Origin of the sequence: Klebsiella sp. HC6 (genome assembly GCF_022605325.1) — a bacterium.
Taxonomy (GTDB): Bacteria; Pseudomonadota; Gammaproteobacteria; order Enterobacterales; family Enterobacteriaceae; genus Klebsiella; species Klebsiella terrigena.
In genome coordinates, this window is the sequence record NZ_CP093276.1 from 2993220 (window position 1) to 3012080 (window position 18861).

23 protein-coding genes are annotated in these 18861 nt (G+C 55.8%); 18 read left to right on the forward strand and 5 right to left on the reverse strand.

Features of this window, described 5'->3' with window-relative positions:
* Positions 1-16 precede the first annotated feature (16 nt).
* Complete coding sequence (locus MMW58_RS14610; protein WP_133599743.1) at positions 17-619, forward strand: DJ-1/PfpI family protein; 603 nt, start codon at positions 17-19, stop codon at positions 617-619.
* A gap of 173 nt (positions 620-792) precedes the next feature.
* Here MMW58_RS14610 and MMW58_RS14615 read toward each other — a convergent pair whose 3' ends face one another.
* Positions 793-1092: a hypothetical protein gene (locus tag MMW58_RS14615; RefSeq protein WP_241723791.1), complete on the reverse strand. Its 300-nt coding sequence runs from the start codon at positions 1090-1092 to the stop codon at positions 793-795.
* Here MMW58_RS14615 and MMW58_RS14620 point away from each other — a divergent pair.
* From MMW58_RS14620 to MMW58_RS14660, 9 genes are all read left to right on the forward strand, one after another.
* Positions 1001-1696 (forward strand): amino acid ABC transporter ATP-binding protein, encoded by a 696-nt coding sequence (locus MMW58_RS14620; protein ID WP_241723731.1) that lies wholly within the window; start codon positions 1001-1003, stop codon positions 1694-1696. The genes MMW58_RS14615 and MMW58_RS14620 overlap by 92 nt on opposite strands.
* Positions 1697-1706: 10 nt before the next feature.
* Positions 1707-2405: an ABC transporter permease subunit gene (locus MMW58_RS14625; protein ID WP_241721464.1), complete on the forward strand. Its 699-nt coding sequence runs from the start codon at positions 1707-1709 to the stop codon at positions 2403-2405.
* 9 nt (positions 2406-2414) lie between these two features.
* Positions 2415-3170, forward strand: coding sequence for an amino acid ABC transporter permease (locus MMW58_RS14630; RefSeq protein WP_133599746.1), 756 nt, complete (start codon positions 2415-2417; stop codon positions 3168-3170).
* Positions 3157-4002, forward strand: a complete 846-nt coding sequence (locus tag MMW58_RS14635; RefSeq protein WP_241721465.1) for a transporter substrate-binding domain-containing protein — start codon at positions 3157-3159, stop codon at positions 4000-4002. Before MMW58_RS14630 ends, MMW58_RS14635 begins: the two co-directional genes overlap by 14 nt.
* 23 nt (positions 4003-4025) lie before the next feature.
* A complete protein-coding gene (locus MMW58_RS14640) occupies positions 4026-4547 on the forward strand; it encodes an L-2-amino-thiazoline-4-carboxylic acid hydrolase (protein WP_241721466.1) in 522 nt (173 codons plus the stop codon).
* Positions 4547-5299, forward strand: coding sequence for a VOC family protein (locus MMW58_RS14645; protein WP_241721467.1), 753 nt, complete (start codon positions 4547-4549; stop codon positions 5297-5299). The genes MMW58_RS14640 and MMW58_RS14645 overlap by 1 nt, the downstream gene beginning before the upstream one ends.
* A 13-nt stretch (positions 5300-5312) precedes the next feature.
* On the forward strand, positions 5313-6116 hold the full coding sequence (locus MMW58_RS14650) for a pyrroline-5-carboxylate reductase family protein (protein WP_241721468.1): 804 nt from the start codon (positions 5313-5315) through the stop codon (positions 6114-6116).
* A gap of 21 nt (positions 6117-6137) precedes the next feature.
* Positions 6138-7025 (forward strand): alpha/beta fold hydrolase, encoded by an 888-nt coding sequence (locus MMW58_RS14655; protein ID WP_241721469.1) that lies wholly within the window; start codon positions 6138-6140, stop codon positions 7023-7025.
* 235 nt (positions 7026-7260) lie between these two features.
* Entirely contained in the window at positions 7261-7809 is a 549-nt protein-coding gene (locus MMW58_RS14660) for a hypothetical protein (RefSeq protein WP_241721470.1), read from the forward strand.
* Here the strand turns inward: MMW58_RS14660 and MMW58_RS14665 are convergent.
* Positions 7802-7963, reverse strand: coding sequence for a hypothetical protein (locus MMW58_RS14665; protein WP_159236862.1), 162 nt, complete (start codon positions 7961-7963; stop codon positions 7802-7804). The genes MMW58_RS14660 and MMW58_RS14665 overlap by 8 nt on opposite strands.
* Before the next feature lie 206 nt (positions 7964-8169).
* Here MMW58_RS14665 and MMW58_RS14670 point away from each other — a divergent pair, with 206 nt between their 5' ends.
* The 8 genes from MMW58_RS14670 (at position 8170) to MMW58_RS14705 (ending at position 15241) form a co-directional block, all read left to right on the forward strand.
* Positions 8170-9531 carry a YncE family protein gene (locus MMW58_RS14670; protein WP_133599751.1) on the forward strand — a complete coding sequence of 454 codons (1362 nt, stop codon included), beginning with the start codon at positions 8170-8172 and terminating at the stop codon, positions 9529-9531.
* 395 nt (positions 9532-9926) lie between these two features.
* Positions 9927-10898, forward strand: coding sequence for a phosphotriesterase family protein (locus tag MMW58_RS14675; RefSeq protein WP_159236860.1), 972 nt, complete (start codon positions 9927-9929; stop codon positions 10896-10898).
* A gap of 9 nt (positions 10899-10907) precedes the next feature.
* Positions 10908-11669 (forward strand): creatininase family protein, encoded by a 762-nt coding sequence (locus MMW58_RS14680; protein ID WP_159236859.1) that lies wholly within the window; start codon positions 10908-10910, stop codon positions 11667-11669.
* Positions 11641-12075, forward strand: a complete 435-nt coding sequence (locus tag MMW58_RS14685; RefSeq protein WP_159236858.1) for a PTS sugar transporter subunit IIA — start codon at positions 11641-11643, stop codon at positions 12073-12075. The genes MMW58_RS14680 and MMW58_RS14685 overlap by 29 nt, the downstream gene beginning before the upstream one ends.
* Positions 12076-12120: 45 nt before the next feature.
* Entirely contained in the window at positions 12121-12408 is a 288-nt protein-coding gene (locus MMW58_RS14690; RefSeq protein ID WP_133599755.1) for a PTS sugar transporter subunit IIB, read from the forward strand.
* Complete coding sequence (locus MMW58_RS14695; protein WP_128878179.1) at positions 12405-13715, forward strand: PTS ascorbate transporter subunit IIC; 1311 nt, start codon at positions 12405-12407, stop codon at positions 13713-13715. The genes MMW58_RS14690 and MMW58_RS14695 overlap by 4 nt, the downstream gene beginning before the upstream one ends.
* Positions 13716-13731: 16 nt before the next feature.
* Positions 13732-14472 carry a sugar isomerase domain-containing protein gene (locus MMW58_RS14700; RefSeq protein WP_159236857.1) on the forward strand — a complete coding sequence of 247 codons (741 nt, stop codon included), beginning with the start codon at positions 13732-13734 and terminating at the stop codon, positions 14470-14472.
* A gap of 13 nt (positions 14473-14485) precedes the next feature.
* Entirely contained in the window at positions 14486-15241 is a 756-nt protein-coding gene (locus MMW58_RS14705; RefSeq protein WP_133599757.1) for a GntR family transcriptional regulator, read from the forward strand.
* A gap of 71 nt (positions 15242-15312) precedes the next feature.
* Here the strand turns inward: MMW58_RS14705 and MMW58_RS14710 are convergent, their stop codons facing one another.
* The 3 genes from MMW58_RS14710 to MMW58_RS14720 are packed head-to-tail and all read right to left on the reverse strand — an operon-like array spanning position 15313 to position 18852.
* Positions 15313-16302, reverse strand: a complete 990-nt coding sequence (locus MMW58_RS14710; RefSeq protein WP_241721471.1) for an ABC transporter permease — start codon at positions 16300-16302, stop codon at positions 15313-15315.
* Positions 16303-16304: 2 nt separating this feature from the next.
* A complete protein-coding gene (locus tag MMW58_RS14715; RefSeq protein WP_095099089.1) occupies positions 16305-17234 on the reverse strand; it encodes an ABC transporter permease in 930 nt (309 codons plus the stop codon).
* The gene (locus tag MMW58_RS14720) at positions 17212-18852 is read right to left on the reverse strand and encodes a dipeptide ABC transporter ATP-binding protein (RefSeq protein WP_241721472.1); all 1641 of its coding nucleotides are present in this window, start codon (positions 18850-18852) and stop codon (positions 17212-17214) included. The genes MMW58_RS14715 and MMW58_RS14720 overlap by 23 nt, the downstream gene beginning before the upstream one ends.
* Positions 18853-18861 lie beyond the last annotated feature (9 nt).

Sequence of the window (18861 nt, forward strand, 5' to 3'; positions counted from 1 at the left end):
TCGAGGGAGTTAATCTATGTCGATACAGGTCGGGATCTATATTTTTGATAATGTTGAAGTCCTCGATTTTGCCGGGCCTTATGAAGTCTTCACCTGTGCCTCCAGGGTTCATCGCGGCGAGATACCGTTGTTTAACGTCTTTACGGTAGGCGAAACGCGGGAAACCATACGGGCACGCGCAGGACTGAAACTTTCCCCTGAAGCCACGATAGATAATCATCCCCCCATAGATTGCCTGATTATCCCCGGCGGGATTGTTGATGCGGAGCTGGCAAAGAGTGGCGTCATTGAATGGATATACCAGCAGTCGTTAAAAACGGTCATTACCGCTTCAGTGTGTACCGGCTCTTTTTTGCTCGCTAAATCCGGCATCTTATCCGCTAAATCCGCCACCACGCACTGGGAGGATATTGCAGATTTCCGCATGATGTTTCCACAAGTCAAAGTAAAAGAAGGGTTACGCTGGGTAGATGAGGGCGCCATTGTATCCTCCGCCGGGATTTCAGCGGGCATTGATATGAGTCTACATTTAGTCGAACGCTTTTCTGACAGAGCGCTTGCGGAGCTTACCGCGAAACAGCTGGAATTTGACTGGACCGAGAACAAACCGACGATTTAGGGTGCTGATAGCTTCGAGCCCGCTGCTGGGCTAATCGCCTTAGCCGGCGCCGGGTGACCGTAGCGGACGCAGCAGTGAACGGCTCAAAAAAGGATGTCACGCACGATCCGCGACGATAAATAGCGGATCGTTCTTCTCTTCGCCTTTTATATCCTCGCAATAGTCTGAATATGCTATTTCCAGGAAAAATGGCAGGCGGCGGAAATCTGTTTTTCAACTTTCGATATGTTTTTTTCTTGTTTGTCTTGATGGCCTTCGCGACAATATAGTTTTAGAAAAGAAATAAATGCCACCGTTGCGCATTTATCAGGGATAGCTCGCTGCGAAAATAAGATAATGATTGCCATTAATAAAATCAGCAAAAGTTTTACTGGCGAACCCATACTAAAAGAGGTTTCGCTTTCCATTAATAGCGGAGAAGTTATCTGCATTATTGGTCCGAGCGGCTCAGGAAAAACGACGTTATTGCGCACGCTGAATTTTCTCGAGCCCGCCGACAGCGGGAAAATAGAGATCGATGATGCGGTTGTCGATTGCGCGAAGGCCGGAAAAAAAGAGATTGAAAAAATACGTTCGAAAACCGCAATGGTTTTTCAGTCCTGGAATTTGTTTCACAATCTCACCGCGTTGCAAAATATCACCGAAGGCCTGATTTATGCGCAAAAAAGACCTCGTCAGGAGGCGGTGGCGGTCGCCGAACGTCTGCTAAAACAGGTCGGGCTATTGCATAAAAAAGACCATTATCCAAACAGCCTTTCTGGCGGGCAGAAACAGCGTATTGGCATTGCCCGCGCGTTGGCAATTAACCCGGCCGTGCTGTTACTGGATGAACCGACCTCAGCCCTCGATCCGGAAAAAGTGGGCGAAGTCCTGACGCTTATCCAGGAGATTGCCGCCAACGGACAAACGATGATTATCGTGACTCATGAAATGGAGTTTGCCCGGCAGGTCGCCTCCAGAGTGGTGTTTATGGAAAATGGCGAGATCGTGGAGCAGGGGCCGCCTGAGCAGATTTTTGGTGCGGCGTTGCACACGCGGACGCAGGCGTTTCTGGCCCGATTACGTTTTCACGCCTGAGGTCAACTCGATGAATCCACAACCGCTATTTACTCTCGACGATCTGCTGTTCATTGTGCCGAAATTACTGGAAAACCTGCCGGTCACGCTGGGTATTACGCTGGCCTCTCTGCTGCTCGGCCTGGCGCTTGGGCTGGCGGCGGCGGTCCTACAGTTTAGCCGTTCATCGCTATTGAGCTGGCTTGCGAAAGCCTATACCGATGTGCTGCGCGGGGCGCCGCTGGCTCTGTTAATCCTGCTGTTCTTCTTCGGCGGCAAGCTGATTCTCTCAGCACTTGAGCTGCCGGCGTTGCTGATTAGCGATATGACCTTTGCCATATTATCTATCTCGGTTGGCATTAGCCCCTATTTTGCCGAAATGCTGCGCTCGGCATGGAACGCCGTAGATCCAGGACAAAAAGAGGCGCTACGGAGTCTGAATATTCCCTGGTATATTGGCATCGCGCATGTCATTTTTCCGCAAGGACTCATTATCGCCATTCCCAACTTTGGCAATCTTTTAATCAACCTCGTAAAGATGACCTCGCTGGTTAATATTATTGGCATTGTCGATATTTTTGGCCGGGCACAGAAAATATCGCAGAACAGCTATGGTGCGAAGCAGGTCGCGGCATTTATTAGCGTCATTCTTATTTACTGGTTGCTTAACGTTATTATCTTTTATCTCACTACCCGCATTGAGAAAAAGTATCAATATTTACTGGAGTAAAACACGACTATGTTTAGCATCGATTTTATCCGGGATAATTTCACCTTTATACTCAGCGCACTACCGATAACCTTGCTGATTACCTTTTTATCGTTAATTTTCTCGACGCTGTCAGGAGCCATTCTGGCCTGGGTGACGATCCGCGACGTGCCTTACGTGAAATATCTGGTCACGGTGTTTATCTCTTTTGGCCGCTCGATCCCCATGCTGGTGATGCTCTATTTTGTTTTTTACGTCTGGCCGTGGCTTGCCAACGGGCTTTTTGGCGGGCCGCAGGATACCCCGTTCAGCTACAAGCTTTCGCCGCTGGTGGCCGCGGTAGCCGCTTTTTCAGTGGTGTTTAGCGCGTACTTCGCAGAGACGTTTCGTTCGGCGTGGAATTCGGTTGAAAAGGGGCAGCGAGAGGCAGCATGGTCGATAGGCCTGACCGGCTTTACCCAGTTTCGGCGCATTATTTTCCCGCAGGCGGCGGTCTCCGCTTTACCCAACTACACCAGCGTCCTGATTGACCTGATCAAGGATACGTCGCTGGTTTATACCATCACGGTGGTTGATGTGATGGCAAAGGCGAATATTGCTGCAGCGCGTGGTTTTCATTACGTGGAGGCCTACTGCATCGTCCTGATTATTTATATTGCGCTCTGTCTGGTGCTTACCCGGATATTGCGACATATCGAGGAGTATCTCAGTAACCGGTGGAAAAACCATGTGCCAAAAGTGGTTCCATCTCACTCATTTTGGGGAAAGAAGTATGTTCAAAAATAAGGTGTTAATGTTGGGTTCGCTGCTGTTGGCAATGCAGGTAACGGTGGCCCAGGCGGCCGAAAAAAGCGCGAATGCGCAAACCGTTGAGGTGGTGGTCAACGCGAACGGATTCCCGTTCAGCTTTGTGGATGATAATAACAACATTACCGGCTACGACGGTGAGTTATTAAAAATCATCGATCGGAAGCTCACCAACTATAGGTTCCATTTTAATGCGGTCTCCCGGGATGCGATGATCGTCGGTTTGTCCACCGGCGCCTATACCCTCGCAGCGGACCATTTTTATCTCACGAAAGAGCGCGCGGCACAGTATGCGCACTCTGGCCAGCCTTCGGGTATCAGCGACCTGCGTTTAATTGTGCGTAACGATGAAAACGATATTCATACGCTGGGAGATCTTGCCGGCGGTAAGAAGAAACTGGTGCCGATTCATACATCTGATGCGCGCTATACCGTTATCGATAACTACAACAAAAAGCACCCCAGCCAGCAAATCAATCTCCAGCCGAACGGCGAGCAATCTGCGGCGGACATTTTCAAAGCCGTTGCCTCCGGAGAGTACGATGCGGCTATTTACCCGATTGGCGCATTATTGGCGTTAAACAAAGCCCTTAATCTTAATCTGAAAGCCTCTGAGTCCGTCGGCCTGTTCCCCAACGTCTATTTATACAAAAAGAGTGCTGACCCGAAGCTGATCGAAGCCATCGACAACGAGCTTGCAGCCCTCAAAAAGGACGGCACGCTCGCCGAACTGTCCCGCAAGTGGTACGACGAAGATGTTTACGCTTTACCGGGGGCGGAAAACGTCAAAGTGAACACCGACTGGGAATGATTGTTTAAGGGGAGTGCTGCCTGATGAAAACAAAACAGCCCGCTTCGGGGCACAACGCACCGAGCCTGAACGACGACGTTACCCTTGCGCTGCGCGCGATCACCGAAAAGCGCGCCGCGACGCTCGGCTATTTACTTGATGAATCCCGGCTGCGCAATCAGCCCGACGATTATGCGCGTGACGCTATCCGCCGTTATGGCCGTGATATCGGGCATTCCGTCCGCGGGAAGATGCGTCGCAGCAACGATTTGCAGGAGTTTGCCGCTCTATTTACCCGCGGGCTGGAATCTCAGGTTTACGAAATGGAGACCGTTTCGGTCAGCCCGTCAGAGTTTATTGTGCTGTTCCATTATTGCCCTTACGTCAACTGCTGGCGTCAGCAGGGGCGCGATGCCCGCCAGATTGAGACGCTGTGCGACATCTGCATGGAAGGGGATCATGCGTTAACCGATGCGTTCGAGGGTATGCAGTTAGCGGTTGAGACCGCGCTGGCGCGGGGTGATGCCGCCTGCCGCCTGCGTTTCTCCCAGACTCAGGAGGCGTAATGACAACATTAAAATGGGATCACGTCGTTCAGTTTGTGAACCGGCCGGACGAGGCGATTGCCGCGTTTGCCGGCCACAAGCTCAGCGCACTTGCCGGCGGGCGTCACCCCGGCTGGGGGACCTGGAATGCGCTCAGCTATTTCGGGCTGACCTACATCGAATTTCTCGCCATCTACGATCGTGCCGAGCTGGCGTCGGCGCAGGCCGATTTTTTGCTCTCCCGCGACGCGGCGCGGCTGCTGCCGGAAAACCAGGCGCTGCATCGGGTGGCGCTGCGCACGGATGATATTGACCAGACGCATGCGGAGCTGCGCAGCAAGGGGCTGAATGTCTCTCCGATCGTCGACGGCCAGCGTAACGATCCGCAGGGCAGTATCATTCGCTGGCGTATTTTCACCGTCGATGGCGATTTTAACGGCCTGCCGTATCCCTTTATTCTGCAGTGGGGAGAGGGCGATGACGCACGGCTGACGCGGCTACGTGCTCAGGGGCTCGACGGGCCGCATCCCGCAGGCGAGGTCACATTGCGGAGCGCAGTTTTTGTGGTGCAAGACCCGCAGGCCGCGCGCGCGCACTGGCACGCGCTTTTCGGGTTCAATGAGCTGCCGGAGGGGCTGGCTGTGGGTCAACAGCGTTTTGTTTTTCTCCAGGGGCAGGACAACCGGCTAGTCGAACTGGTCTTTAACGTCTCTGACCCGGCGCTAAAAGGCCAACGTTTTCGCGTCGGTAACGGCGAATATCGCTTTCAATAAGGGGCTACTGCGCATGGCAAATGTACATTTTATTGGTGCCGGACAAATGGCGGAGGCCATTATTCGAGCCTCGCTGGCGGCGGGTACGCTTCGTGCGGAAGAGATTTCGCTGGAGGATATCGATCCGGGCCGTATCGCCGCGCTCGCTGAACGCTATGGCCTGGCGCGGAAACCGCCGCGAGAGGATGCGTTGCGCGAGGCCGCCCTGGTGGTGCTGGGGATCCGCCCGCAGGACAATTTGTCGAGCGTGGCCGAACGTATTCGGCCCCATCTTTCTGCCGCAACGACGACGATCTCTCTGATTGCCGGGGTGACGCTGCACAAACTCGAAACCGTATTGGGGGCGGAAAAGCCCATTGCCCGGGTTATCCCTAATACGCTTACCGATACCGGATTTGGCTACAGCGGGGTGGTTCTGAACGCGCAGGCGCTCCCCGAAAGGGTAGAGCCTTTTCTGAGCGGTTTTGGCAAGGTGCTTTACCTGCCGGAACGGCTTATTGATATCTTTACCGGCTTCGGCGTCGCCGGGCCGAACTACATTTATTACTTTATCGAGTCGTTTACCGATGCGGGCGTGCTGGCCGGACTGTCGCGCGCGCAGGCAGCTGAGGTGGTTCTGGAAAATCTGCAGGGGGCGATAGAGATGCTGCGCCGGAGCCAGAAACACCCGAGGCAGCTACTCGACATCAACAACTCCCCGGCTGGCGTCGGGATCCATGGGCTGTATGAGCTTAACAACAGCGATTTCGCTGCAGGTCTGCAACGCAGCGTGCTGGCGGCGGTGAAACGTACCCGCGAGTTGGGTGAGACGCAGTAAACGTTATCAGGAGCGATCGCTATGAAGAGAAAAAACACGCTATTCCTCGCCGGACTCCTCTGCGTGATGGGGACGTTGGGCACCTCTGCGGCCTGGTCGGTGACCCCGCAATCCCCGCTAGCCTGGGGGGAGCGTTGGAAAAATTTGCCGCCTACGCCGGCACCTGTCGCCGCGCTAAAACCCGCGTATGCCAGCGTAAACGGGATCCAGCTCTATTACGCCACCACCGGAGAGGGTACGCCGGTGGTTCTGCTCCACGGCGGGCTGGCGAATTCCGATTACTGGGGTCAACAGGTTGCGGCGCTGGCGAAACATCATAAGGTCATCGTGGTTGATAGCCGGGGCCATGGACGCAGCACGCGTGACGAGCGCCCCTACAGCTACGACTTAATGAGTGATGATGTGGTGGCGTTGCTCGATCGTCTGAACATTAAGAAAGCGGATATTGTCGGCTGGAGCGATGGGGGAATTATTGGGATCGATTTGGCTATTCGCCACCCGACCCGCGTGAACCGCATTTTCTCTTTTGCCCCCAATACGAAAACCAGCGGCGTCAAACCTGATACCGAAAAGAATCCGGTTTTTGCCAGCTATATCGAACGGGCCGGTAATGAATATCGCAAGCTGTCAAAAACGCCCGACCAGTACGATGCCTTTGTCGAACAGATAAGCCATATGTGGGCAACACAGCCCAACTGGAGCGATGACGATCTCAAGAAAATCACGGCCCCGGTGCTGATTGTTGATGGCGATCGTGACGAGGCCATTGTGCGGGAGCATCTGGAATATATTGCTAACACCATCCCGAATGCCGGGTTGTTGATTTTACCCAGTACCAGCCACTTCGCGTTTATTCAGGCACCGAAAGAGTTCAACGAGGCTATCCTGAACTTTATCGATTACAAGTGAGAGACGTGGCGGTGAAAAGAGTACCGCGCCGTAAAAGCTGAAATGAGCGAAGGGTGTTAAAGACGATGACGATCCGGCATGGACGCCGTTTCGTGATGCAGAATATGCGGCTGAACTGCGCTATACAACCCGTATCGTGCATCTCCCGGGCGTGCTGAAGTATGCTAAAATTTGTACAGCTAAAAGCCCAGGACCAGCAGTCATCATACCAGCACCGTCGTCAATGTGAGGCAGTATGGATAATGCGCGATATAAACAGGATGACCGCCAACGATATCCCGCATGGCTGTGGTGCGGAAGTTTATTTCTGGCTACGTGGCACTGTTCTGCGGATGAAATAAACCTGTACTCACTAAATACGGGCTCATACGTATATCATTTAACCAACAACCACGGGCAGTATACGGAGAATTTTGAAAATAACTTCATCTCCGTGGAGCGTAAATTCTCAGATGAATCAAAATATAGTTTTGTGCTAGGTACGATGAAAAACAGCTTTGATGACCGATGCCTGGCTGCCGGCGTAAGAAGAGATTGGGTAGGGTGGGATAACGGCTGGGTTTTCAAGGGAATATATGGCTACGTAGGTGAGTTTTTTTTTGATGCATTCAGTGATTGCGGCGATCATGGGTCTTATCATGATTTTAAAAAAGCAACAGGAATAGGCTTTTCTCCCTATATCTATCATGGCTTTCAGTATAATTTTACCTCTTATTTTGGGATGGACGTTGGCATCATCATCCCATCCGTATTTGTCATTACGGCGCAGTGGAGCTTTAGGTAAAATCGGCGGCCTGCCATGCTTTCAGGTAACCGGCGATTTCGATCTCGCGAATCGCCGCTGAATCAGTCAACTCATCGTATCTTTCAACGTAGACCCGCGCGGTAACGGCATGGACGGGCGCGCGATTTTCGCACCTGCAGCGAATAACAACCATCAACCAATCCGGCCGCCCGAGCTTCCGGCTTTACCCCCGTCATAAATCACATCGCCATAAATAAGAATAATAATTATTTCCGTTAAGTAGTATGTTGTACTCGCTCATGACGATAAATATTTCATCATGGCGGAACATAAGACCACGAGTGGGCGCCGACGTTACCTGTGCTGAGGTGCTGCATCAATATAATTTATGGGGATAAAATGATAAGAGTATCAGTCCGCGCAGTGCTGTTGGCCTCCGCCGTTGCGATGTCAACCGCCACAACCGCATTTGCCGCCAGCCATTGGGAAACCGCGGATACGACCTTTCCTGGCAGTATCCGCGCCGGTTCAAGGGAAGTCCCTGTTAAGCCAGGTGATAAAACCGAGGTAACGATTAAGAACCTTCCGGCGGGGGCAACCGTCACCTTGCTGAATGGTGCTGAAGCCCTGACTCCTCAGCCACTGACCGCCGACGGGGCGGGAACGCTCAATATTCCGCTGACCGTTCCGGCCACTGCCGAGATTGGCCTTCATCCGCTCACCGTTATCACGCAAAACCCCGCGAGCGTCTCGCAGGTCATGTTGAAGCTGTCCAAAATCGTTCCCCCGAAAAACGCCGATACCTTCAAGCTGCAAACGGCTCCCGTCGGCGAGCGGGCGTACCAATCGGCCGTTTCAGCCGATGGGAAGCTGTTCGTGACCTCTGCGCGCGGGCCGAAGGACGGTAGCCGTCTACTGAGATTGAACGCCGCAACGCTGGCTGTCGAAGCGGAGGCCGTGCTGCCAAAAGATGAAAAGGGCAAACAAATTGGCGTCTTCGGCGTCGGTGTTGACAATGCCCATAAGCATGTCTGGACGACGAACACCCTTGCCGGGACGGTGACCGTCTATGATGCGAAGACGCTTTCCGTCGTCAAGGTCTTTCCGGAAGGTTCGGTCGCGCATCCACGCGATGTGATTATTGATGAAGCCCACAATCGGGCCTATGTCAGCGCTGCGCTGACCGGTTTTATCGAGGTATATGACACCAACACGCTTGAGCACATCGGTCAACTGGAGTTCGTGGCGGACCGCGGCCGCGACCTGTTTTACAGTACGGATCTTACCCTCGACAGCAGCGGAGGGAAGCTCTACGGCGTCAGCCGCGATACGCCATGGGTAGGCTGGATTGATCTTAAAACGGGCAAGAGCACGACGGTGAAAGTACCGCAGGCGCAAGGTGCAACGGATATCGCGCGCGATCCGGCAACCGGCCGTCTCTACGTCACTTCCCAGGAGACGAACAACGTCGTGGTGCTTGATGCGAACGGTAAGCTTCTCGCTGATACCTACATCGGCGCCGGCGGCGTATCCGTCGTCTGGGATGCAGCGACGTCGCAGGTTTTCGCCGCGACGCGCGCGGGTGGAACGGTTGCGGTTCTCGATCGGGACGGCAAACTGGTCGCCAATATTCCGATGGATGAGACGCCAAACAATCTGACCGTCGCGCCTGATGGCGCCGTTTATCTGGTGTCTATGTATGGCAGCGTCGGGGATAAGGTCCAGACAGGCTCGGTGACGAAAATCACGCCCAGGCAGTGACGGCATGAATCGGCTGCGTGACTCGCGGCCCGCTGGGCCGCCAGGCCTGGCATAATGATGAATCCCCAGCCGGCTATGGGCTGGGGATGGGGCTGCGGCGACAAAACGCAGCCTTCAAATATTTATTTTCAATAACCTTTTCCAGCGTTTCCCCGAAGTACAGCGCCTCAATCGTACAATCCATTCATTTGGGGTCATTTTTGCTCTCCAGGTTCATGCTTAGACTTAACCTACACTATCTTCCGTTTCCCAAACGGAGCCCTTAATGCGTGAATTTCGACCAACCTCACAGATAATAATTTTATATGATTGACGCGAACTTGACCACTTGACTGGTCAAGTGACGCTAACCTATGTTGAAAGCACCTTCTTATCCATTCCGGGGAGCAAGAAACATGGGGATCATTCGTACCTTAAACGGCGATATTGCTGCTAATCAGCTGGGCGTAACCTACAGCCACGACCATATCTACTGTATTCCGCCATATTGGGCAGAGCGTCAGGATGACGATCTTTTACTGGACGACCCGCAGGCCTCGGAGCGTGAATTATGCGATTTCCGTCAAGCGGGAGGCGCTGCCATCTACGACGCCACCGCCCCAGACTACGGTCGCCATGCGTCAGCCGTCGCCGGGATGGCCCAGCGTCAGCAGTTGCACATAATCGCCACCGCCGGTTTTAACAAAGGCTTCCTGTGGAGCAGTCAGCGTCCGGGCCTGAAGCAAACTTTTGCCGAATGGATTGAAAATTCAGAGATTGATGAACTGGTTGAACACGTTTGCCGTGAGGTAAGCGAGGGAATAGAAGGCACTCCGCATCGGGCTGGCGTCGTGAAGTGCGGCACTGGCTACAACGCTATTTCTCCCCTGGAACAAAAAACCATGGAGGTTATCGTTCGCGCCCACCAGCGTACGGGAGCGCCGATGCACAGCCATACCGAGATGGGGACGATGGGATTAGAACAGGCTCAGATCTTGACAACATTGGGGCTTGATTTGTCCCGCTTATGTTTTGCCCATATGGATCGCAATCCCGATCCATGGTTGCACCGTCAGATCGCCAACACCGGGGCGTTTCTCTCTTTTGACGGTATCAGCCGCATCAAATATCACCCTGAACACATCCGCACCCAGGCCATCCTGGCGCTATGCCAGCGGGGTTACCAAAAACAAATCTTAATCGGCGGAGATTTTGCACGTAAATCGATGAGCGCGCATTACGGCAAAGGGGGGCTGGGGCTGAAGTTCATCCTTAGCGACTGGCGACCAAGGTTCATTGAAGAGGCGCGGGAGGCCGGGTTTGACGGCGAAGCGTTACTGCATGATTTCTTTGTCGAAAATCCTGCGCGTTACTTCGCCTTTGGCTAAGGAGTGGTGATGAAACTTCATCATTTAAATGAACACGAGGCCAGGCGAGCGCTACAAAAGGCGCAGATTGCTTTGCTACCGCTTGGTGCGGTCGAGCCACACGGCGATCATCTGCCGCTGGATACCGACAACCTGCTGGCCGAGCGCTTTTGCGCGCGGCTTGATGAGCAACTGGGTGAGTGCGCGCTGAGCCTGCCCGTTATTTCTTACAGCCAGGTGTGGTCGCTGCGTGGGCACGCGGGCGCCATTGATATCGGCAACGATCGGCTGACGTCGATGCTGGTGTCGCTGGCGGAGAATATGGCCAGCTACGGCATTACTACCACGGCGGTGATCAACGCGCATTACGGCAATTTTGACGCTATTAAAGCGGCTTCCCGCCAGCTTAAGGAGAAAGGCATCACGCTGCTCGGCTACAGCTGGGCGGGCATGGAGCAGGAGGTGAAAAAACGGCAACGCTCGGCGGTGGCTTATCCCGGCTATATGCATGCCGATGAGGTAGAAACCTCGCTGATGCTGGCGCTGGCCCCGGAGTTCGTCACCATGGCGAACGCCCGTGCGCACTATCCGGTATTTCCGCCGAATTTCCGCTATCAACCAATACGCTGGACCGAGTTTTCTGATTACGCCGTGCTGGGAGACCCCACCAAAGCCAGCGAAGAGAAAGGCAACGCCTTCGTTCAGCAGGCGCTGGAGACCACGCTGGCCTCAATCCGCCACCACCTCACGCAAGGAGCCGCCGATGATCGAAAGTCAATCGATAAACGTTGATTGCCCGGCCCGCAGCCCGGAGGAGGCAATCCGCGAAGCGGGGAACGCGCTCTGCCGCGCGGGAGCCTGTAGCCCGCAGTACGTTCAGGCAATGGTCGATAGCTACCATGAACTTGGACCTTATTTTGTCATCGCGCCGGGACTGGCGCTGCCACATGCCCGCCCCGAACAGGGGGCAATTAAGGCGCAAATCAGCGCTGTCAGGCTGCGGGAGCCGCTGGCGTTTGGCCACGCGGAAAACGACCCCGTGCAGGTGGTGCTGGGGCTTTCGGCAACCAGCAGCGATGCGCATATCCATCTTATCCAGCATATCGTGACCGTACTGAGTGATGAAAATAACCTGCATACCCTGATGCATTCTGACGATCCTGAACAACTTTATCGGCTGTTAGCCAGCGCATCGTAGGCTGCTTTCAGCGTTTGTAGCTTGATTAACACGGAGTGAATAGCGATGAAAATTCTGACAGTCTGTGGTTTAGGTATGGGCTCCAGCCTGATTTTAAAAATGAACGTTGAAGCGGTGTTAAGGCAGCATGGTATTCAGGCTTCCGTTGAACATATGGATGTCTCATCCGCCGCTTCGGCCAATGCCGATGTGGTGATCACCAATGCGGAACTGGTCGACAATCTAAAACATCTGTCCTGCCCGGTGGTGGTGGTGAACAACTATATCGATAACGCAGAAATTACCACGGCGCTTGCGCAGGCGAAGATTCTGCCCCCAGGAGAGCCGTCATGAGCGAATTTCTTGGCGTGCTGCGCTGGATAACCATCAATATATTTGGTGAGGCCTCGATTTTAATTGGCCTGATTGTCCTGCTGGGCCTGGTGCTGCAAAAGAAATCCTTAGCAGACATTGTTTCCGGCACCCTGAAGGGCATTTTGGGCTTTCTGATTATCGGTGCGGGAGCGGGGATTATCGTTTCCGCGCTGCTGATATTTCAGCCTATCTGGACCGAAGTCTTCGGCCTTAGCTCAATGAACCTGACTAATATTATCGGTCAGGCGCGCTTTAGCGAACGTTACGGAAGCAGCGTGACGATTGCGATTGCCGGGGGATTCGCCATCAACCTGCTGCTGGCCCGGCTGACGCGTTTTAAATACATCTATCTGACCGGACACATGATGTTCTGGACCACGATGATTTTTGCCGGGGTAATGGTGAATACCGCACCCGGCATCTCAGCGGTGCAGCTGACGCTGATGCTAACGGTCATTATGGGTCTGTACTGGACGTTGCAACCCGCGCTGGTCCAGCCGTGGGTGCGAAAAATTACCGGCAACGACAACGTGGCGCTGGGGCATACTTCGGCCTCAGTCGCGCTGTTGGGAGCGATTTTCGGGCAGATATTCGCCCGCAATAAAATCAGCTCCGAGGATATCAAAGTCCCGAAAAAGCTCGGTTTTCTCCGTGACTCCAACGTAGTGACGGCGTTAACCATGGCGCTACTGTTCTTTATCGGCACCTTTATTTTGCAGATAAAAGGCACGCCAAAAGCCGCTGAAATTCTTGCCCAATCCGGCGACCTCAGCTTCTACATCTACGCCCTGAAACAATCGCTGATGTTTACCGGCGGCATTGCCGTAGTGCTCCTCGGCGTGCGGATGTTTATTGGCGAAATGGTACCGGCGTTTAACGGCATCGGTTCGCGGCTGGTCCCCGGCGCAAAACCCGCGCTGGACTGCCCGATTCTGTTTAACTTTGCGCCAAACGCGGTGGTGCTGGGCTTTGTCGGCGCGTTTGTTGGTTCGCTGCTGTGGTTGACCCTGATTGGCCGCTACACCGGCTATGTGTTTATTCCCAGCATGATTGTGATTTTCTTCCACGCCGGAACGGCAGGCGTTTTCGGCAACATTACCGGCGGCTATAAAGGTGCGCTTCTGGCGGGATTTATCACCTCGACCGTGGTCGCATGGGGGCAGTATTTCTGCGTCACGGGTTTTATCAACAACACGATCCCCGACACCGCATTGTGGGCCGGCGACAGCGACATGTTCGTCATCGCGCCGTTCATTCATCTTTTGACCCGCTTGCTGACGTTCTGATATCAGGAGGAAGTCTATGAGTCAGGCACTGAAACAGTACTACGGGCAGATCCGCCAGAAGCTGGATTTTCTTGAGCAGCGCCCCGAGGCGTTAACCCAGGCGGCGGAAATCATGGCCCAAAGCATTCTGGCGCAGCGCAATATCTTCGTTTTTGGTGCCAGCCACGCCGGGATCCTGGCGGAGGAGATGAGTTATCGGGCAGGGGGGCTGGCCATTATCAATCCGCTTTTTACCCCCGCGTTGATGCTTAACGTCAGGCCGTTAACCCTCACCAGCGCGGTGGAAAATGTGGAAAATCTCGGACGGGTGCTGGTTGAGGAGTCGCCGCTGCGCGCGGGTGATACGCTGCTGATTCACTCTGTCTCCGGGAGAAACGCGATTACGATTGATGTCGCGCTGGCGGCGAAAGCCTGTGGGGCAAAGGTTATCGCCATTACCAGCCTCGCGACGGCGGCGCGGGTGACGTCGCGCCACTCCAGCGGCAAGCTGCTGGTCGATATTGCCGACATCACCATCGATAACCACTGCGAGTATGGCGATGCAGCCGTTAGCCTGCCGGGCCTGGCGCAAAAAGCCGCGCCGCTCTCCACCATTATGGGCGCGGCCATTGCTAACAGTCTGGTATTACTTATTTGCGAAATCATGCTGGAAAATGAGCGCACGCCGCCCATTCTCGCCAGCGCAAACATAGACGGTAATCAGGAGATAAATCAGGATATACTGAGCGCATACAGGAGCCAGATACACTACCTCTGAGTGGAGCACAAGTATGTTTGAGTCGGATGGACTCCCTCTCTATTTAAGGATAAAAGACGTTATCCTGCAGCGGATCCTCTCTTTTACCTATGACGATAAGCTTCCCGGCGAGCTGCTGCTCGCCGGGGAGTTCAAGGTTGCGCGAGGCACTATTAAGCAGGCGATTGATTCGCTGGCCAGCATTGGCATGGTGTATCGGGAGCAGGGGAAAGGGACGTTTATCAACCGCGATGCGCTGCAAAAGTACTACACCGATCTCCCTGACGTACTGACAACCTTTGATGGAGACGGCACGGTTGAGGTGGAAGTGCTGTCGCTAATTTCGACGATGGCCGACCGCCAGGTGGCGGAGTCGATGGGGCTGGATTTAGGCAGCCAGCTGATGCGTCTGGAGCGGCTATTAGTGCAGGGGGAGCGACCGGTTGGCCACGTTCTTACCTGGCTAAATGGCCGTATTTATAATGATTTGAGCCACGTTGACGGTAGTCGGTCGCTGTATAAGCAGCTGCGGGAAACGTTCGGCTACTCGCCGGCTAACGCCACGGAACGCTATACGCCGGTTTGCTGCGATGCCCGCACGGCGGGATTATTAAATATTGAACCCGGTCGCCCTCTGTTTCGCATTGAACGTATCGCCCGCGATCTGGATGACGTGGTGCTTGAATACAGCGTCACGCATACCCTGGATGCCCGTCTGTCGTTACAGATAGCGACCAGCCAGAGCAGCGTGAGCCAACAGTGGAACTGTACGATTGATAAGGGGCGTTAATCCGCCCCCCAGGCGAGATTGAGCAGCGATAGGGGTCCATAGCCACCAGGTTTAGCGGAGTGCTTACACCTTCATTGACTCTGTAAAAACAGGCGATGAAAAAGATCGGTCAACAGGTTAGAGACAATAAACACGCAGGCGGCGAAAATGGTGGTGCCAATCACCACCGGGAAATCGCCGTCCAGCGCCGCATCAATCGCCAGCCGTCCGACGCCGTCGAGGCCGAACATCTTCTCGGTGACAATTGCGCCGCCCATAATCGCCGCCAGCTCCAGCCCGGTGAGCATCAATACCGGGCTAAGCGCTGGCTTTAACGCGTGATCGAAGTATACCCGCCACTCGCGCACCCCTTTTGCCCGCGCGGTACGGATATAGTCCTTGTGCAGCACGTCGAGCATACTGCTGCGCAACACGCGTTGAAAAATAGCTGTTTCCGCCAGCGTCAGCGTCAGCCACGGCAGCGCCAGATGCCGCGCCCACTGCCACGGGTCATCGCGCAGGGCTACATAGCCGCCAGCAGGAAACCAGTTTATGCTGTGCAGCGACAGCTGATAAAACAGGAAGAAGATAATCAGCATCCCGCTCAGGAAGGTGGGTAGCGACAGCGCGACGTAGGCGAAGAACGCCAGCAGGCGGTCGACGAAGCGGTCGCGGTAGCGTGCCGCCAGCACGCCGGTGAGCAGCGACACCACCGTCCAGATAACCAGCGCCCCCAGAGCCAGCGACAGCGTAACCGGCACCTTCTCCAAAATCAGCTGGGTGACCGGCGTCTGGAAACGGAACGAGTAGCCCAGCGCTGGCGGCCAGTGCAGCATGCCCACCGGCGCGCCCTGGATCTCCGGGCCACGCAGCAGGAAATAGCGCAACTGCTGATACCAGGGATCGTTGAGGTGCAGCGCCCGGGCTATAGCCGCAACGGCCTCTGGCGTGGCGTTTCGCGGCGCCAGCATCACCGCCGGATCCTGATAGGCGATACGGGTGAGTGAAAAGGCGACGATCAGCACCAGCAGCAGCGTCAGGGCGCTACGCAGCAGCGTGTTAAACAGAGTAGAAAAAGTCATGACTATCGTCGCTCCAGATGAGGGTCCAGTACGTCGCGCAGGCCGCTACTGAGGCAGTTAAAACCGAGGACGATGAAAAACAGCGCCAGCGCGGGGGCAGCCAGAAACCACGGCTGTACCTGATACATCGCCGAACGCTGCACGTCGGCAATCATATTGCCAAGGCTTGCGGCGGGTGCGGGAATACCTACGCCAAGGAAGGAAAGGGTGGCTTCAGCGATGATGTTGGTAGGTAGCTGGATGGCCCAGTACACGCCCATCGTCGGCAACACGCCGGGAATAATATCGCGCCATAAAATGCGCCACTGGCTTTCACCCATCAGCACCGCGGCAGCCACGAACTCCTGCTGGCGCAGATCCAGCACCAGTCCTCGGCTCAGGCGCGCAAAGTAGCCCCAGGAGAAGAAGGTAATCACAAAGATCACGACCCACACAGGGTCGACGCGCGGACCGCTCTCGCCGCCTTGATTCAGCGCCAGCAGGCTGAGCGCCGTGACCACGAACGGAAACGAAAGTACCAGATTGATCAGCTGTTGACACAGCGCGTCAATGCGCCCGCCGCGATAGCCGCCAAACAGCCCGACGAACAGGCCAATCAGCATTGCCAGAGTGGTGGCGGGGACGGCGATCAGCAGCGAAATGCGGGTGCCGTACAGGGTGCGCACCAGCACGTCGCGACCGTTATCATCCGCGCCGAGCGGAAACGCTGCACTCGGCCCTACGGGAAGGCCCATATCCGACAGCGCGCTATCACGGAACTGCCCGGTTTCGCTATGGCCTAGCCATGCGGCGACCATTGGCGCAGCTAGCGCCGCAAGTACCATCAGCGCCACAATCACCAGTCCACGGCGGGCGCTCGGTTCCCGCCACAGCCTCTGCCAGAACGTCACAGGCGGGAGGGCGAACGGCTCAGAAAGCAGCGGCTGACTCATAGACTACCTCCTCGCTAAAACGATGGCCGGTGCCGGGAATGGCCGCAAGCAGCAGGCGCGTCCATGCGTGCTGGGGCCGCTGGAAGATCTGCTCGGTGCTGCCCTGTTCGATAATGTGCCCTGCCTGCAGTACCAATACGCGGTCGCACAGCGCCGCCACCGCATCGAGGTCGTGCGAAATAAACAGAAGTGACAGGCCATAGCGGCTACGCAGTCGGGTAAACAGCTGAATGATGCGGTGCTGGGTGGTGATATCCAGCGCCGACACCGCCTCGTCGGCGACGATAAGCTTCGGTTTCATCGCCAGCGCACGGGCAATAACCACCCGCTGGCGCTGGCCGCCGGACAGCTGCGACGGGTAGCGCGAGGCGGCTAAAGCGGGCAGCTCCACCTGCGCCAGCAGATCGTCGATAGCCGCCCTTAGCGCCAGCGGCGACAGCGGCTGGCCGCGTTCGCGCAGGGCGGTTAGCTGCAGCGGTTGCGCCAGCGTGTCGTCAACGCGCCGCCGTGGATTGAGGCTGCTGTAGGGATCCTGAAACACCATCTGCACCGCGTGGCGTTCCGGGTGATGGCTACCCGGCTCCCTCCACGGCTGGCCCGCCAGCGTCAGCGTGCCGCCGTCCGGGCGGTCCAGTCCGACGACGATGCGCCCCAGCGTACTCTTCCCGGAGCCGGACTCGCCGACCAGGCCGAGAATCTCCCCCTCATGCAGATTAAAACTGATGTCATTCAATATCGGCGCAGCCGCTTTTCCCGGCCAGAGCCGCGAGGGTCTCACAAAGCTGCGCGAAACCTGACTCACCTCCAGCAGCGGCGTCGCCTCGTCGTAACGGAAGGGCGACGGGGCGCGCGGATGCCAGCCCGCCTGCAGCAGCGAGCGGGTATAGTCATGCTGCGGCGCGTCGAAAAGGGTGCGTGCGGCCCCCTGTTCGACAACCTGACCGTGCTGCATTACCACGATCCTGTCGGCAATATCAGCCACCACCCGCAGGTTGTGGCTGATAAACACCAGCGCGCAGCCATGCTGGCGCTGGAGCCGCTTCAGCAGGCGCAGAATTGAGGCCTGGACGGTGGCGTCCAGCGCGGTAGTTGGCTCATCTGCGATAATCAGCGACGGATTCAACGCAATGGCGATGGCGATCATCACCCGCTGGCGCTGGCCGCCGGAGAACTTCGCCGGACGCTCGTGATAGCGGTGGGCGGCATCCGCGATGCCCACCTCCGCCAGCAGCGATAGCACCTGCGTGCGTAGAGCTTTACGCCCCACGCGCCGGTGAGCGAGGATCGCCTCCTCGATTTGCCGCCCGACGCTTTTCAGCGGGTGCAGATTGCTTAGAGGATCCTGCGACACGTAGCCTATCTGCGCGCCGCGCAGCTGGCGCTTTTGATTCGCCGTAAAGGCGTGCAGCGGCTGGTCGTTAAAGACAATCTCTCCCTGCACGCGCATCTGTGTCGGTAACAGGCCAAGCACCGCCAGCAGGCTCAGGCTTTTCCCGGACCCTGACTCGCCCACTACCGCCAGCGTTTCTCCCGGCTCGACGTGAAAACTGACGCCTTTGACCAGCGTACTACGCGGGTCAAGGCCAATTGTTAAGTCGCGTACATTGAGTAATGGCATGACGCCCCC

Excerpts from the sequence above, each read along its gene's own strand:
- MMW58_RS14700 (WP_159236857.1), top strand. The coding sequence starts at position 13,732 with ATGAGTCAGGCACTGAAACAGTACTACGGGCAGATCCGCCAGAAGCTG.
- MMW58_RS14630 (WP_133599746.1), top strand. The coding sequence starts at position 2,415 with ATGTTTAGCATCGATTTTATCCGGGATAATTTCACCTTTATACTCAGC.
- MMW58_RS14680 (WP_159236859.1), top strand. The coding sequence starts at position 10,908 with ATGAAACTTCATCATTTAAATGAACACGAGGCCAGGCGAGCGCTACAA.
- MMW58_RS14670 (WP_133599751.1), top strand. The coding sequence starts at position 8,170 with ATGATAAGAGTATCAGTCCGCGCAGTGCTGTTGGCCTCCGCCGTTGCG.
- MMW58_RS14675 (WP_159236860.1), top strand. The coding sequence starts at position 9,927 with ATGGGGATCATTCGTACCTTAAACGGCGATATTGCTGCTAATCAGCTG.
- MMW58_RS14710 (WP_241721471.1), bottom strand. The coding sequence starts at position 16,302 with ATGACTTTTTCTACTCTGTTTAACACGCTGCTGCGTAGCGCCCTGACG.
- MMW58_RS14625 (WP_241721464.1), top strand. The coding sequence starts at position 1,707 with ATGAATCCACAACCGCTATTTACTCTCGACGATCTGCTGTTCATTGTG.
- MMW58_RS14665 (WP_159236862.1), bottom strand. The coding sequence starts at position 7,963 with ATGGTTGTTATTCGCTGCAGGTGCGAAAATCGCGCGCCCGTCCATGCC.
- MMW58_RS14645 (WP_241721467.1), top strand. The coding sequence starts at position 4,547 with ATGACAACATTAAAATGGGATCACGTCGTTCAGTTTGTGAACCGGCCG.
- MMW58_RS14715 (WP_095099089.1), bottom strand. The coding sequence starts at position 17,234 with ATGAGTCAGCCGCTGCTTTCTGAGCCGTTCGCCCTCCCGCCTGTGACG.
- MMW58_RS14705 (WP_133599757.1), top strand. The coding sequence starts at position 14,486 with ATGTTTGAGTCGGATGGACTCCCTCTCTATTTAAGGATAAAAGACGTT.
- MMW58_RS14695 (WP_128878179.1), top strand. The coding sequence starts at position 12,405 with ATGAGCGAATTTCTTGGCGTGCTGCGCTGGATAACCATCAATATATTT.
- MMW58_RS14640 (WP_241721466.1), top strand. The coding sequence starts at position 4,026 with ATGAAAACAAAACAGCCCGCTTCGGGGCACAACGCACCGAGCCTGAAC.
- MMW58_RS14635 (WP_241721465.1), top strand. The coding sequence starts at position 3,157 with ATGTTCAAAAATAAGGTGTTAATGTTGGGTTCGCTGCTGTTGGCAATG.
- MMW58_RS14720 (WP_241721472.1), bottom strand. The coding sequence starts at position 18,852 with ATGCCATTACTCAATGTACGCGACTTAACAATTGGCCTTGACCCGCGT.
- MMW58_RS14685 (WP_159236858.1), top strand. The coding sequence starts at position 11,641 with ATGATCGAAAGTCAATCGATAAACGTTGATTGCCCGGCCCGCAGCCCG.
- MMW58_RS14650 (WP_241721468.1), top strand. The coding sequence starts at position 5,313 with ATGGCAAATGTACATTTTATTGGTGCCGGACAAATGGCGGAGGCCATT.
- MMW58_RS14690 (WP_133599755.1), top strand. The coding sequence starts at position 12,121 with ATGAAAATTCTGACAGTCTGTGGTTTAGGTATGGGCTCCAGCCTGATT.
- MMW58_RS14660 (WP_241721470.1), top strand. The coding sequence starts at position 7,261 with ATGGATAATGCGCGATATAAACAGGATGACCGCCAACGATATCCCGCA.
- MMW58_RS14655 (WP_241721469.1), top strand. The coding sequence starts at position 6,138 with ATGAAGAGAAAAAACACGCTATTCCTCGCCGGACTCCTCTGCGTGATG.
- MMW58_RS14610 (WP_133599743.1), top strand. The coding sequence starts at position 17 with ATGTCGATACAGGTCGGGATCTATATTTTTGATAATGTTGAAGTCCTC.